The organism is Atopobium fossor DSM 15642, assembly GCF_000483125.1.
Taxonomy (GTDB): domain Bacteria; phylum Actinomycetota; class Coriobacteriia; order Coriobacteriales; family Atopobiaceae; genus Atopobium; species Atopobium fossor.
In genome coordinates this window covers 861,976-876,860 of sequence record NZ_KI519553.1, presented here as the reverse complement: position 1 = coordinate 876,860, position 14,885 = coordinate 861,976, and the positions used below count along the sequence as shown (strand labels likewise).

The following is a 14,885-nucleotide window of genomic DNA, read 5'->3' as shown; positions in this document are numbered from 1 at the left end:
CTCTTAAACAACTGAATACCGCTCGCCTAAATCCAATTAAACTCTAGTCAAAAGTATGTAAAGCCTCAGTATCGTATAAGTAATGACTGAGTAAGTCATGTCATGCTCATGTCATGCTTTTGTATTCGATATACAAGGGAGGCTGGCTGGTGAAAAAGATTTTTAATCCTTGGGCTCTAATTCTTTTGGTAGCTATGGGAGTGGTGTTAGGTACTATTCCTACCGTTGCTCTTGCTGTTACGAGCTACGAGTATGTTTTGGATGAAGATGGCCTTGATGATGGTGCAACATATGCACTGTACACCAACGCTTCTTCTGCAGGAAGTAATAGAATTTTATATCATACAGGATCTGGAGATACAGATAAGGTTACAGGTAGTGTTCAAGGTAAGACCCTGACACTCAATGGGAGTTTTTCTGCGTCTCGTCAGGAGTGGATTGCCAAAAAAGTGGGTGACGGCTTTACCCTCCAGTCTGTTGATTCTCGTTACTATCTTGATCTACGTACTGCAACCAGCAAGAATATCCATACCTCTGTTGAGCCAGTTGTACTTACCGTTGTATTTGACAGTTCCGTAAAAACGTATGCTTTTAGTGCGAACGGTATGGCTCTGAGCTTTGATGAGGCTGGACCAACCAATTTCTTCTCGTCTTCTCGTGCGCATGGCATGCGATTATATAAGAAGACTGCGGTAGTTTCCGCTCCGGCGCAGACTCATTTTGCGGGTACAAGTGCTCATCAGCCGTTTTCTACACACGAGACTGGCAGTCAGTACTTCCGTATTCCTTCTTTAACTACACTTTCTAATGGTTGGATTTTGGCAGCTTCTGATATTCGCTGGCGTACCTCTGCTGACTCTCCTCAAAATCTAGATACCATTGTGAGCCTATCCAAAGATGGTGGTAAAACCTGGAACTGGGAAGTAACCAACTATTATGGTGATATGGCACATACTGCAACTAGTCAAAGCAGTGCTTCTTTTATTGATCCATCCATTATGCAAGCTGCCGATGGCAAGGTGCATATGGTTGTAGATGCATGCCCTGCTTATGTTGGTCTTATGCATGGCAATCAAATGGGTTCTGGTTCTACTGGTTTTGATAATCAAGGCCGTATGATTGTTGCTAAGGCTGCTGTGGGCAAGAGCGCTCCTAAAACGGTAGACCAATATGGCTACTATGTTGATCTCAACACAGCTGGTGAACCTAAGATAGTGGGTGAGAAGACCGTTACGCTGCATCCCATCTGTGATAAGAACACTAACGAGAATACCGGAGTGTGGGTTGATGCTTGGCTGAACATATATATCAGTGAGGGCAATAATATTGTTCCCGATATGTGTCAACAGCTTTCCAGTTCTAAGTCTGTTCAGAAGAACCTTTTCTTCCTTAATAGCGAATGGAAGGCATTTCCTGTTTTTTATATCATGCATCGTACGGCAACTGTTACTAATGATGGTTTAGTATGGGGTGACCCCCAATTCTTAAACATCAAGAAGAGCGTGAGTGAGAGATTCACGGGTGTTTGTCCTGGTCGTGGTCTGTCTTTTGAGTACAAGGGTAAAGAACGTCTTATTTTTCCGTTGTATGACAATTCTCGCGGGGAGGAATACGCAAGCACCATTTACTCCGATGACAACGGTCAAACGTGGCAGCGTGGTGATCTTAACTCGCAGGTAAATGGTGTAGGCAAGACCAGTGAATCGCAAATCGTTGCATTACCCGACGGTAAGTTGCGCATGTACTCTCGTAATAAGGTTAACTATATCAGCTATGCGGATTCTTCTGATGGTGGCATAACATGGGGTCCTAACCATCGTGACAATGCGCTGGAGAGCACTAACCCTGGTAACGGCTGCATGGTTTCTTTTATCAATATTAAAGGTGTCCTTGTAAGCCCTGACAATAAGATTTACGACCATGTGATTCTTGCTTCATATCCTAGAGTTCAACGTAACCTTGGTGTTATTCGTCTTGGATATATGGATGAGAAGGGCAGTGTAACTTGGCTGTCTGACCAAAAGCAATTTAGGGGCAACGGCACATTTGCATACTCTTGCGTAACACAGCTGCCCGAGCTGGACCAGTTTGGTTTGCTTTACGAGTATGGCCCCACTACCAATACCATTGAATACGCTCAGATAAGTGTTGCTGACATGCTGGGTGAGGGTTGGCTGTTGGTGGAACATGCAGATAAATTACCTTCCATCAGCTTAAATACCAAATATGCAGATCTCACGACAGGCGATAAATTAGAACTTAAGCCTACGTATAGCCCTTCAGATGCTCTACTGGATTGGGAGTCTACAGACCCCAAGGTTGTATCTGTAGAAAATGGCATTCTTGCGGCTAAAACTGCAGGTACGGCAGATGTATATGCAACCGTCAAGGTTGGTAACATTAAACGCTTTGCTGTTGTAGAGGTAACCGTACAAGACGGTAAGACCACTGTTATACCCAAGCGCTTTGCTGACACTCTTTCTAAGGAACATCAGAATGCGGGTACTACCTATGATTTGGTAACTAACGGTATTACGTCTGGTGACAGTTATGCGATTTTCCATGAAGATAGCGCACGTATTTTGTATTACGCATATGGTAAGAATACAACCGATCAGGTTGGCGGGCGCGTATTCAATAATCAATTGTTTTTGAACTCTGGTTTTGCCGCTACTACACAGCTTTGGACTATTACTGGTTCTGATTTTGAAGGCTATACCTTGGCTGGTAATGACGCTGTAGGTAAGTATCTTAACCTCAATAACGTCACTCAGCCTGGTTCTAAGGCTCCGGTAACTTCTGATGCTCAAAAACTAACCTTGACCGCTGTTGATGCAGATAAAGGCTTGTATACCATTAGTCGCGAGGTAAATGGTTCTAAGCTTTATCTTGCTCATGCTGCTACTAGTCAGCATTATGTAAGCACCGAAGCAACTAACTTCTTACTTTTCCATAAGCGAGACAAGAAGGATTGCGACCTGTATACCACCTCGGTAATCGGCTTGGAAAAGATGGTGACAGAGTTTTCTCTTATCGAGCAAAGTGAGTTTACTAAGCAGACATGGTCAGCTTTCCAGACAATGCTTAAGGATGCCCAGACCGTAGTGGCCCAAGGTAGCTCTACGTATGAGGATGAGGGAGTGGCAAAAGCCGCCCAGGCTACAATTGATGAGACCGCTCGTAAGCTCTATGCGGCAAAACTTGCTCTTGCAAAGCTTGCACCTCAGCCCATCGATTACAGGATGATTAAAGCTCCTGCGTCCATAGTGGCAGATGGTACTGATATCCTGTTTGTTTCTGAGGCATCCTATGATAAGTTTAAAGAAGTTTGCATAGATGGTAAGGTAGTTGATTCATCCAACTACAGCTCCAAGAGTGGTAGTACAGAAATAACTCTTAAAGGTGCTTATCTTAAGACTCTTGCGCCTGGTAACCACACATTGGCTATCGTATCCAATGACGGTGCTGCAACGGTAGCATTTGCCTTACTGTCAGCTCCTGCCAATCCAAATCAACCTGGCCAATCTGATACTTTCCAACAGTCTGATAAGATCAATACCGATTCTATAGCTCCTGGCGCTAAGCCTAACAAAAAGCCTGGTGCTAGTGCAAAGGTACTGCCCAAAACAGGTGACAGCTCCGCTATAGCGGTAGTTTCTGTAATGGCCCTTGGTGTTCTTGTTGGTGTGGTTGGCTATGCAGTAAGAAAAAACAGTAGTAAGTTTACGTGGTAGGTACATAAACTAGTTATTCGCATGTATTAAAAAAGAGCGTTAGCATCTAAGATTGTATGCCGACGCTCTTTTAATGCAACAGGTTTATCTTCAGCGCATTAAGTCTTAGTAAGTCTTAGCACAGCTTAACACTGCTGGCACCATCGATTATCACATTAGTGTTGTAGAACTTCTTCAATGCCACAATGGCATAGTTTGTGTCCGTGCTACCAGCAGTCTCATAGCTAGAGTGCATGGCTAGCTGAGGTAGGCCTACATCTACGGCATGCATGCTTACTTGTATATTGGATAGGTTTCCTAAGGTAGATCCACCGCTTCTATCAGAACGATTCGCAAAGAGCTGCACAGGTACACCAGCTTTTTCGCATAGTGTAACAAAGACCGCGCGACTAAAAGCATCTGTTGTATAGCTCTGGCTAGCGCATTCCTTAATGGCGATACCTTTGTTAAGGAAACACTGGTTGGTGGCATCATGCAATTCTGGATGATTAGGATGTACAGCATGAGCGTTATCAAAACTCACCATAAAGCTGGCAGAGAGCGCTCGTAAATAGTCCTGCTCGTTAGCCCCTAAGCTCAAAACTAGACGGAGCAGACTGTCGTGCAATAAGGTAGAAAGTGCGCCTTGTTTAGTGCCTGAGCCAACCTCTTCATTATCAAAGCAGCTCATCACACTAATGGTATTCTCGTTACCTGCGCTTATTAGAGCTTCAACAGAAGAAAAAGCACACTGCAAGTCATCTAGTTTAGGAGAGGACACAAATTCACTTGCTGCACCCCATACACAAGCGCGTTGGCGATTTACTAAGTACAAGTCATGCGCCACAATGTCTGATACATCTACGCCTAAACCCTTAGCAACCATGCGCATAACATCGGCCTCTTCCAGCTTTCCTGCCGAGAAAAGCGGGCAGAGATCCACGGCGTGATTGTATTCAAAGCCCTTGTTGGCATCGCGATTAAGGTGAATAGCAACATTAGGAATAAGCGCAACATCTGCATGGGAGCTGTATAAGCGGCTTTGAATACCGCTTTGTGTGCGTATAAGCACACGACCGGCAAGACCTAGGGGACGATCCAGCCAGGTGGAATTAATCATGCCGCCGTAGCCTTCCACGCTCAGGCGTATGTAAGAACCGGGTCCCTCTAGCGTAGGCTGGGCTTTGAGTTTAAAAGTGGGAGAATCGCTATGTGAGGCGACAATCTGAAAGTGAAAGGGTGCTGTATCCTGGGATTTCTCTGCAGTATGTAAGGTAGTTTTACGAGAAAGATTTTTTAGTGCACAAGCGCCTATCTTACAGGCAATAACACTCGATCCATTACGCGTTGTGTAGTAGCTTCCACCGACTTTAACGAGATTGGACCAATCAGCGCTTTCAGGTAAATAAACAAAGCCGTGTTGATCAAGGATTTTACAAATAGTTGCTACCGAATGGAACATGCTTGGTGAATCTTGAATAAAAGCAATAAGTTTTTGGGAAGTGGTAACGCTGTCCACAACTACCTCCAAAAGCGAGTGGTTTTGTAAAAAGCCTATCACCAATAGGGTGCACCTTGCGCCTTCAAAGCTGCAACACGTAAAATATGTGCGGCAAACTAAGGAGTTTATACATGAATCCATTGCAATCGGTGACGCTTACCTATCATATTCCAGGAGAACGCGCTCGTTACGAGCTTTTTTTGGGCAGCGATCGCGTGGCTAGGCCTGTGTCATTTGCACGTGAGATTGGTTTTTATGTCCAAGCAGAAAAGGACGAATGGCATATTCATGTTGTGCCAACAAAATGGATAGTTATTGATAAGCTCACCATGGTTCTTAAGATGCCTCAAAAAGGTGCCAAAGCCATCTTTATGAATGGGTATCAGTCAGATACAGATTGCTATGAGCAACCTCTTCTTGGGAAGACCCAAGCATTACCGTTTTATCCACGTTCTCTTATTAACGCTACTGCTGCGGATGTGATTGGTGACTATCGCTTTGTAAAACAAGACTCACTTGCTGGTCATCAACATGGTTTTACCTATGGTTATGTGCGCCGTGGTTCTCAGGTTACGCTTTTTGGATCTTTGGATGAAAATGATGGTCTTACGTTAATCCGTCAAAACGCTTCAAAAGAGCTCCTTACCTTTGAAAAAGAGCCGTCTGCCGCAGCCTTGGAGCCTGGCGTAGATTACGATATTTTAAGCCTGTGTGTTTTGAGTGGCACACTAGAAAATGTAACGCGCCGCTGGCTTGGTCGCTATGTAACTCGTCCGCTCAAGGCACGTCCTACTATTGGCTATTCCACCAGTTATGATGGTGTAACACATCCTACTAAAGCCTCTGAGCAAACACGTTTGGCGGATGTGAGTGAAACTGGTGTGAAAAAAAGCCTTAACAGTTTTACAGAGCTCTTGTCAGGCTTGCCCCTACATTTGCGTGGTATCGATAAAATCTTCCAGCTGGGAGAGGGTTACTGCACAGTGGGAGACTGGTTGACACCCAATCTAGAGCAATTTCCCAGCGGTATAGAGAATATTGCGCAGACAATTCGAGCTAAAGGGTTACGTCCAGCTTTGTGGTTGGCACCCTTTGTGGCTCAAAAAGATTCTCTAGTTTTGCGTGACCATCCCGATTGGGTTCTTACCAATATTGAGGGCAAGCCTCAAAAGGTGAGCGCCAACAATGGTGGTCTATATGCGTTGGATGTGTGCAATAAAGAAGTTCAGGCTTATATCAATATGGTAGTTCATACGGCGGTTCACAGCTGGGGTTTTGAGTATCTCAAGATTGATTACACCTATGCAGCAGCTCTTATTGACCATGGAGGTCACAATCGAGCTCAGCTTACCTGCACGGCTCTCGATACCATTCGTAAGGCGGCTGGCGAGAAGTGTTTTATCTCATTGGGAGCTACGCCATTGTCGTGTGCCATTGGTCGCGCTAATTTTTGTGAAATATCTTGTGGTGCGAGCAACGATTGGGATGGTCGTATGTTTGGCCGTCTGAATACACACGAACGCAAAAGTACCAAGCATGCTGTTCGTACTATTACAGCACGAAACAGTCTTAATAAGCATGCGTTTGGTGTAGACCCTGGTGTATTGGTGTTTAACGATGCTTCTGTACTTAAAGAAACTCGCTACAATCAGGTGGTTGATGCTTTTACAAGAAATACCCAGGCGCTTATAGTTGCGGGCAATATTGGTACATGGACAGAAGAGCAGAAAAAGGCATACAGCAGAGCTATTAAGCAATTTGCTGCACATCATGGCATTGTCAAATAACTGCTTGTGGGATAAGTGCGATTGGCAGATGAATCGCATAATTTGTCTTGCACAATAAGCGTTGTTGTCGTATAGTTACCTCCGCTGCGGTTTGTAGCGTATTCGGGCGATTAGCTCAGGGGGAGAGCGCTTCCCTGACACGGAAGAGGCCACAAGTTCAAATCTTGTATCGCCCACCAAAAACAGCAGGTCAGACGGTATATTTTCCGCCTGACCTTTTTCTTATTTTTCTTGGTCGCTAATCTGCCATCAAAAAACTTCATATCAGCGTATATTCAGCGCTCGTTAAACGTAATTACAATGTTATATTATTTGAAAAATTATATAGATAATGGTGTAGAGTAGTGATAAAGAGGTGATTTGTTATGAAAATGAAGTCTACTTTAAAGCGGGGAAGTGCTGTACTATTAGCCGGCATTATTGTTGCATCAGTAACTCCGGCTCGTTTGGCCTTTGCATGGGATGTGAGTTTAGGAGTTCCAGCAGTTGCAGTTGCTGGAGCTAAAACAGGCGATAGTGGCGTGCAGCCTGTTAATGAATCTGACCTTGCAAAGAAAACCAAAAAGGAACTCGGTGCAATGAAGACCGAGGCGCAGTCGGTAGTAGACAAGTGTGCTGCTGCTGTAAAGAAAGCCGAAGGCGATTTACAAAAAGCTCAAAAGGATGCAGACGCTGCTGCCCAGCAGGCTGCAGCTAAGAGTGCTGAGTTTAATCAGGCACAGACTGCGTATGATCAAGCTGTAAATGCTAAAAACGCTGCTGTGCAAGCTCAGACGGCCGCAAAAGCTGCTCTTGATGACGCCATCAAAAAATGGCATGATGCACAAAATGCGGTTAATGAGGCTGTAAAAAAGGCGAACGCTAACCCGACGCCAGAAAATAATAAAGCAGTACAAGAAGCATATGAAAAATTAGATGCTGCTGATAAAGAAACAGATGCTCGAGCAGCCAAACTTGCTGATGCACGTAATGCAGTTGCCCAAACTACTGCAGCTGAAGAGCAGGCTCAGAAAGATTTCGATAAGGCACAAGTGGAACGCGATAAAGCTAACGATGCTGCAGCTCAAGCTAATGCAGCATTGCAGGTCGCAAAGCAGAATGCTGATAATGCTAAAAAAGATTTATCGGTAGCAAAGGCAAATCTCAAGAAGATTTCTGCAGCTCACGCAAATGCCAAAGATCCTGTTGTAAAACAGAAGAAATCTACTAATAAAGAAGTACTTCCAGCAACAGGCGATGCTACGTCTCAGGTAGTTTATCTCTTAGGCACCCTTGGTTGCATTGGTCTTGTCTTTGGATTTACAGGGCGTAAAGAAAATAGCCTGAGTTAAAAGACTTTAGAGTTACATAGTAAGGTTGTCTTTATGCGGGCACCCTTGAGACTTCTCTGTCCCAAGGGTGCCCCTTCATCGAAGTTTTTGTATCTTGCTAACAAGTTTATTGCGAAAAGAGGTATGTGCAATGAGAAGTGAGGAGAGGGTTCACTGGCGCCAAATCGTAGGATTTGTGCTCGTCTGTGTACTTGTCCTTAATGTATGTCCAGTATCAATTTTTGCTCAACCGCAAAGTATAGATTCAAAAGTTGCCGAGACGGAACAGACAATCGGAAAGATTGCCAGTACTGGTAAGCGCTTTGAGCCAAGTGCCGATCTCATGCAATATGCACAGAATAAAATTGATGTTAACAATCCTACAAAAATTTTGGATTATAGCAGTACAACCTCAAACCATCTTCCATCTGATCAAGAGGCAAAAGAATATTTTATAAAAGCTGCTTCTGAAGGGCAGCCTGGTATAGTACTCTTTGGCAGTAAAGACTTTGCAAAAAACGCAATAGAAGACATTATCTACAATGCGTCGTATGGCATATATCTCAAGCATTTAAGTAATTGGAAAATAGAGTCTGAGCTTATCGACCCAGCTCATGATATATATCGTCATCTTGTATCGTTTGAGTATGCGGTTCCTAAAAATCACACTGAAGAGATGGAAGACCGGGTAGATCAAATTGCTGCATGGGTAACTGAGCAGACTAAGAATGTGCAGATTCCAGATGAGATGATTAAGCAAAATCATTTGGATGCAAAGGGTGTCGAAGATCTCAAAAAAGCCATGCTCATTCATGATTATGTAATCAAGAATGTTAAACCATACTATGGAAACAAGGCTTACCTTGGAGAAGACAAATACGAGCGTCATGCTATGAGTACAGCCGTGTTTGAAGGGGAAAGCGTCTGCCAGGGTTTCTTCCTCTTCTATTCACGCATTGCAAATCGAGTAGGTCTTGATACCAGAATGGTACGTGGCTACAAGGGGCTTTCGTATGTGTATAACAACGATGCTTCTAAGCAGGAATATATTGACAACATGAATGCCGCTGTTGCTACCGCCAAAAAAGGTGGTAGGTGGGGTATGGATACCAGCGAATATGGTGCAAACCATGGCTGGAATCAAATAAAGATAGGCGATAAATGGTATAACGCCGATATTTCGGGCGATTCGAGTGAAACTCATATTCACTACGAAAATTCATGGCCTACACCACAGCATTTTTGCTATAAGTATTTCCTAAGAACAGACGAAGAAATGAAGAAGCCCGTTACCGTACCGGCTTCCGATGACGAGGGAAACTTCCTCGTAGGTAAACAGTTTTTAGTTTGGGATCAAAACGAAAATTACGACACTGCAACCGAGCCGTTTAAGTGGACCTACGATGTTATGTATGCGTTTGACTTCAATGGTGGCGTCAACTCAGATCCCTATTTGCAGCGCTCTTTTGAAAATAACTATCCCTTGGGTCGTATTTATGATGATAAGGGAAAGCTCAATTTTGAGAAAAAAGATTTGAAATATGTTCCTCAAACTAGATATGAGGTTGTTACGCCAGCTTACCAAGAAGGTGCAGACCCTATTAAGGTTAGAAAGGGCATCAAGACACCCGAAGAAGCACTAAGGTCTGCGGGTGTATGTGGAGTTATGCTTCAAGATGGAAGCCGCAATGCAAAAGGTTTCGTCAACTTTGCTACGGTCAAATCAATAGCTGTAAGTCATGATGATAAAAAGCAAGCAGCAGAATTTGAGAAAATCAAAGACACTGAGGGAGCAAAAATCACTCTTACGGCATTCTTTGAGGTAGATGGTAAAAGATACGCAAAAGACGTAGCGCTGGAAATTGCACCTAATAGTGAATTTCAATCTACCTTAGCAATGCAGCTCAAAGATGGCTCCGATAGTCTAATTACCCTTCCTCAGCAGGTAGTTAATAACGTACCGTCTGAGAATAAGCTTCTGAGGACAGCCAAGATTGCCGAGATAGACAAAGAAATCATGGCACGTACCGAAGTCATGCAAGATGGCAAGGGTGTTCCACTTACGGAATTTAAGGGCGAGAAAAAAATTATCTGGCAAGATTCAAAGTATAACGATGACAATGCACCTATCGATAAGCCAACAAAGGATAACAATTATCTTGTAAGAACAGTATTGGCTAAAGGCGATGATGGTAAATGGTCAAGCCTTGAATTCAAAATTAACTTTACTGAAGTTGAAAAGACAACAACGACAAAACTCGAATGTGATACGTACTACATTGAGAAAGACGCTGATGACAAAGTTGGTCTGATGGCTAGAAAGTACAACAGACTAACAAAACAAATGGAAGACACCAATAATGAAATACCAGACGGAGGTAACTTTGAAAAGTTCTTCCAATATAGGGGTCACCCCATAACAAGGGAATGGAAGAACTCCCTTGGTATTACTAATACTCGCTTTGATGAGGCAAATATTTATTTGCTCGACGATGAGGACAACCCAAAATATAAGACAACAAAACTTTATGAAGGAAAGTTACTTAAGAAGGATGCAAAGGGTGCATGGACTGTTCCAGTACCTGAGTCTGAAGCTCCAAATACACTTAATAAGATGTTTGTCACGCCAGGTACCTATGTCTTTAGCTTTGAAGTGCGCAATGGCGAAGATGGTGTGCTAGTAAAACGCAAATTCACGGTAAAGGTTCTTACAAAAGAAGAATCTGAACAAAATAAATGGGATGCCGAAGCTAAGCCAGTAAGCCTGAAGACAAGCCAGACGGTGACCTATACAGGTGCTGATAGCAAGACTCCCGCTGCAAATATCCAAGAGACATTTAGCTTTACCGGCAAGAGACATGAAGGAACAGGAAAGACTATTTGGAACGAACAGAGCTATACCTATAATGATGTCCCCACTCCTGTTGTTGAGGGATATATTGCCGATAAAGCCTACGTTCCAGGTGCTCAGGTAACGCCTGATAAACCAACTGCAACTGCTGAGGTTAGCTACAAAAAGGTTGGACGTATTGTCCCTGTGGATACAGAGGGTAAGCCTTTGTTGGGGGTGGAGCCAAAGCCCTATGAAAACGATCAAAATGATCCAACAAAGGTTTTGGCAGATATGTCGGTGCCTGAAGTCCCTGGATACAAGCCAGAGTTTTCACAGGTTACACCACAAGACCCTGCAAAAGATACACAGGTTGTGTATACAGCGATAAAGCCTATTGACTATAAGATGATTAAGGCGCCTACATCCATAACGATAGATGGCACTGATGTCTTGTTTATTTCCGAAGCACCTTACGATAAGTTTAAGGAAGTTCGGATGGATAATGAGGTTGTAGATCCAGCTAACTATACGTCCAAGAGCGGTAGTACTGAGGTAACTATTAAGGGTGCATACCTTAAGACTCTTGGAGCCGGTAGCCATACGCTATCAATTGTATCTGCTGATGGTGCTGCAACAGTCTCATTTGTTGTAGCAGCAACTTCTCAGGATCCCAACACTCCTCGTGTTCCTGATACTCCTAACAATTCCAACAATAACTCTACAGCTCCTGGAACTCATACCAATAAAACGCCTGGTACTAGCAACAATGCTCAGGCGGATGTTCTCTCAAAGATTTTGCCCAAGATGGGAGATGGTACCGTTGGCAGTGCATCAATCTTGTTTGTATCCGCGGTGCTTGTAATCATTGCATGGGTTTTGAAAGATAAGCATGACCAGAGGCGTGTGCAATTAGCTCTAGAAAGATATAAGTCAATAGTAGACTTATAGTGCAAAAGACAGCACGAAAATAGGTTTGTAGTGCAAAAATGAGCTGTTGGAAAGGTATCCAGCAGCTCATTTTTATACATTGTTTATATTGCTTAGATTGTTAAGCTTGTATTTTAAATATTTTTTATACATAGGAGCAAAATATTTCTTCCTTTTACCCAAATTTGTGTTGACATAAACAAATTTTCTACATATATTGGGGACACAGTAAGAAAAAACAAGAGCAATAAATAGTAAATGTGTTTAAAGGGGGATGTTAATGGGCAAGTCAACTTCTGGAGCTCAGAAGCTTCAGCAACACCTTATGAATGGTGTTTCGCATATGATTCCTGTCGTTGTAACTGGCGGAATCTTGTATGCAATTGCAACAATGTTGTCGCTTAATTCGGTAACTACTGAGGGTTCTGTACAGGCAAGCAACATTGTTATTGATGTACTGAGCAAGATTGGTGGCACTGGTCTAGGCCTTATGGTTCCTGTCCTGTCTGCTTACATTGCAGCTTCTTTTGCAGATCGTCCCGGCATTGCTCCTGGACTTATTTGTGGTCAGCTTGCCGTAACCGTTGGCTCTGGTTTTATCGGCGGTATTATCGCCGGTATTCTCTGTGGTTTGCTTGCAGAGCAACTTAAGAAGGTTCAACTGCCTAAGTCTATGCAGTCTCTTAAGTCCATCATGATTATTCCTCTTATCACTTCGCTGGTAGTTGGCACCATCATTATTTGCGTAGTTGGCGCTCCTTGTGCTTGGTTGCTGGAGACTCTTACTCAGTGGCTTACTTCCATGAGTGGCGCAAGTGCAATTATTGTAGGTATTATCTGTGGTGCCATGATTGGCTTTGACCTGGGCGGCCCTGTAAACAAGGTTGCTTATTCCACTGGTGTGGCAGTTGTAGGTACCGAGGTTATGGCTGGCAACAACTGTGCATTCTTTGGTCCCATTGCTTTGGCAATTTGCGTACCTCCCATTGCAGTTGGTCTTGCTACCTTCATTTTTAAGAACAAGTTCTCCCAGGAGGAGCGCGATGCTGGTATTGGCGCTATTGTCATGGGTGCTTGTGGCATCACTGAGGGTGCAATTTCTTACACCACTACCGATCCTGGTCGTATGATTCCTATTAATGTGATTTCCTGTGCATTTGCAGGTGGCGTAGCTGGTGCATTGGGTACTTACTGCAACGCTGCATGGGGTGGCTTGGTTGTTCTTCCTGTAACTTCCATTGCTACATACCTGATCTCTTTATGTGCAGGTATTGCACTGTATTTGGCACTTATCTTCCTCTTCAAGAAGGATTATGTAGCAGAAGAGATTAACTCTGCAGCAGATGCAGATGATCTGGACATCCAGATTGAGTTCTAATAAGCTCGTAACCAAGTAAGCGTCACACATAGTGTGATAACCATTCGCAACAAAGAAGGTTTACTCAATGAAGATTATTGCTGTTACCGCTTGCCCTTCAGGTGTTGCACACACCTATATGGCAGCCGAAGCTCTGAAGAAGGCCTGTGCAAAGGCTGGTGTAGACTGCAGCGTGGAAACCCAGGGCTCCATTGGTATTGAGGATGCTTTGACTGATGCGGATATTGCAGAAGCAACCGCAGTTGTCCTTACTACCGATATGCCCATCAAGGGTGCCGAGCGTTTTGAGAAACTTCCTAAGATTCGCTTGACTGCTGGTCAGGTAATTAAGTCTGCCGAGGCCATTGTTGCTAAGGTTCAAAAAGAGCTTGGCTAATTCTTTGCAGCTTTCTATATCCACCGTTTAACGGTAAGAAAAGCGGCGTCCCTAACATTGTGGGGCGCCGCTTATTTGTTGCGTATTTGCTTAGATTTAGATAAGCTCGATATCAAACTTGGCCAGCGCCTTCTTCTGCTTGGTTGTTACAGCTTCGGTAATAAGACCTTCAAACTCACTGAGCGAGGCAAAATTATAATTGCCGCGTGAGTCAAATTTATGGGAATCAGCCATTAAGTAGACTTGGTCTGTGTTTTCCAAAACGGTATGTTTGACCATGCCGTCATCCATCTCAAATGTGCTTACCTCGCCAGTGAGAAGATCAATACCAATAGCACCAATAAAGGATTTATCAAAGGTAATAGGTTTGAGATTAGCAATTGTAAGAGTACCCACAAATCCATTGAGATCCAGGCTTACATTTCCACCAGGACACATGACGGTAAGGGCGGGATTTTCTGCCATGACTTGCAAGCTGTCCATCATGTTGGAAACCACAATGCAGCGCTTATGTCCTGTGGCTAATAGGCGAGCAAGTTCTAAGTTAGTGGTAGAAATGTCCAAAAAGATAATATCTCCAGGCGCAATAAGATCATAGGCTTTTGCAGCTACTGCTTGTTTCTCGGCAGTATTAGTGCTGAAACGTTTATAGACGGTACGCTCTGGGGTTTCGGTAATGCTAATAGCACCGCCGTATACGCGTTTGAGCGCACCTTGCGATTCCAGTTGGCGAAGATCTTTACGTATGCAATCAACGGTAACAGCAAATTGTTCAGCAAGGTCTGCTACAGCTACACGACCGTTGGATTTAACCATATTGGCAATCGCGTTTTGACGCTCCTTGAGGAACATAGGTTCTCCTCTAAAATTGGATTGTTTGTGGTACAACAATACTAAACAATACTTTTTATAGATATATGCTTGACTGCAAAATATCGATTAATAGTGCAAAAATTTCTCGATTGATTGGGACAAAACAATAATTAACAATAAAAAAGAATTGCAAATCAATACATAACAATATAGACTGAAAGTACTCAATAATCCATGCTCAATACTG

At 43.6% G+C, this 14,885-nt stretch carries 8 protein-coding genes and 1 tRNA gene; 7 read left to right on the top strand and 2 right to left on the bottom strand.

Going from position 1 to position 14,885, the window contains the following annotated elements; all coding sequences use genetic code 11:
- Positions 1 to 149: 149 nt before the first annotated feature.
- A complete protein-coding gene (locus tag G469_RS0106865; RefSeq protein WP_028264418.1) occupies positions 150 to 3,734 on the top strand; it encodes an exo-alpha-sialidase in 3,585 nt (1,194 codons plus the stop codon).
- 115 nt (positions 3,735 to 3,849) lie between these two features.
- Here G469_RS0106865 and G469_RS0106860 read toward each other — a convergent pair whose 3' ends face one another.
- Positions 3,850 to 5,232, bottom strand: coding sequence for a M18 family aminopeptidase (locus G469_RS0106860; RefSeq protein WP_028264417.1), 1,383 nt, complete (start codon positions 5,230 to 5,232; stop codon positions 3,850 to 3,852).
- 113 nt (positions 5,233 to 5,345) lie between these two features.
- Here G469_RS0106860 and G469_RS0106855 point away from each other — a divergent pair, with 113 nt between their 5' ends.
- The 6 genes from G469_RS0106855 to G469_RS0106830 all read left to right on the top strand — a co-directional run bounded on the left by G469_RS0106855 (position 5,346) and on the right by G469_RS0106830 (position 13,825).
- Positions 5,346 to 7,001, top strand: coding sequence for an alpha-galactosidase (locus G469_RS0106855; protein WP_028264416.1), 1,656 nt, complete (start codon positions 5,346 to 5,348; stop codon positions 6,999 to 7,001).
- 104 nt (positions 7,002 to 7,105) lie between these two features.
- A tRNA-Val gene (locus tag G469_RS0106850) sits at positions 7,106 to 7,180 on the top strand.
- Between the two features lie 186 nt (positions 7,181 to 7,366).
- Positions 7,367 to 8,332, top strand: a complete 966-nt coding sequence (locus G469_RS0106845; RefSeq protein ID WP_028264415.1) for an LPXTG cell wall anchor domain-containing protein — start codon at positions 7,367 to 7,369, stop codon at positions 8,330 to 8,332.
- Between the two features lie 130 nt (positions 8,333 to 8,462).
- Positions 8,463 to 12,092, top strand: a complete 3,630-nt coding sequence (locus G469_RS0106840) for a mucin-binding protein (RefSeq protein ID WP_028264414.1) — start codon at positions 8,463 to 8,465, stop codon at positions 12,090 to 12,092.
- A 259-nt stretch (positions 12,093 to 12,351) separates the two neighbouring features.
- Positions 12,352 to 13,449 carry a PTS fructose transporter subunit IIC gene (locus G469_RS0106835; protein WP_028264413.1) on the top strand — a complete coding sequence of 366 codons (1,098 nt, stop codon included), beginning with the start codon at positions 12,352 to 12,354 and terminating at the stop codon, positions 13,447 to 13,449.
- Positions 13,450 to 13,516: 67 nt separating this feature from the next.
- The gene (locus G469_RS0106830; protein WP_028264412.1) at positions 13,517 to 13,825 is read left to right on the top strand and encodes a PTS fructose transporter subunit IIB; all 309 of its coding nucleotides are present in this window, start codon (positions 13,517 to 13,519) and stop codon (positions 13,823 to 13,825) included.
- Between the two features lie 96 nt (positions 13,826 to 13,921).
- On the opposite strand, the gene G469_RS0106825 is transcribed toward G469_RS0106830, so the two are convergent.
- Positions 13,922 to 14,677, bottom strand: coding sequence for a DeoR/GlpR family DNA-binding transcription regulator (locus G469_RS0106825; protein ID WP_028264411.1), 756 nt, complete (start codon positions 14,675 to 14,677; stop codon positions 13,922 to 13,924).
- Positions 14,678 to 14,885: the final 208 nt, after the last annotated feature.

Coding starts and splice junctions, on each gene's coding strand:
- G469_RS0106855 (WP_028264416.1), top strand. CDS start 5,346: ATGAATCCATTGCAATCGGTGACGCTTACCTATCATATTCCAGGAGAA.
- G469_RS0106845 (WP_028264415.1), top strand. CDS start 7,367: ATGAAAATGAAGTCTACTTTAAAGCGGGGAAGTGCTGTACTATTAGCC.
- G469_RS0106840 (WP_028264414.1), top strand. CDS start 8,463: ATGAGAAGTGAGGAGAGGGTTCACTGGCGCCAAATCGTAGGATTTGTG.
- G469_RS0106835 (WP_028264413.1), top strand. CDS start 12,352: ATGGGCAAGTCAACTTCTGGAGCTCAGAAGCTTCAGCAACACCTTATG.
- G469_RS0106830 (WP_028264412.1), top strand. CDS start 13,517: ATGAAGATTATTGCTGTTACCGCTTGCCCTTCAGGTGTTGCACACACC.
- G469_RS0106825 (WP_028264411.1), bottom strand. CDS start 14,677: ATGTTCCTCAAGGAGCGTCAAAACGCGATTGCCAATATGGTTAAATCC.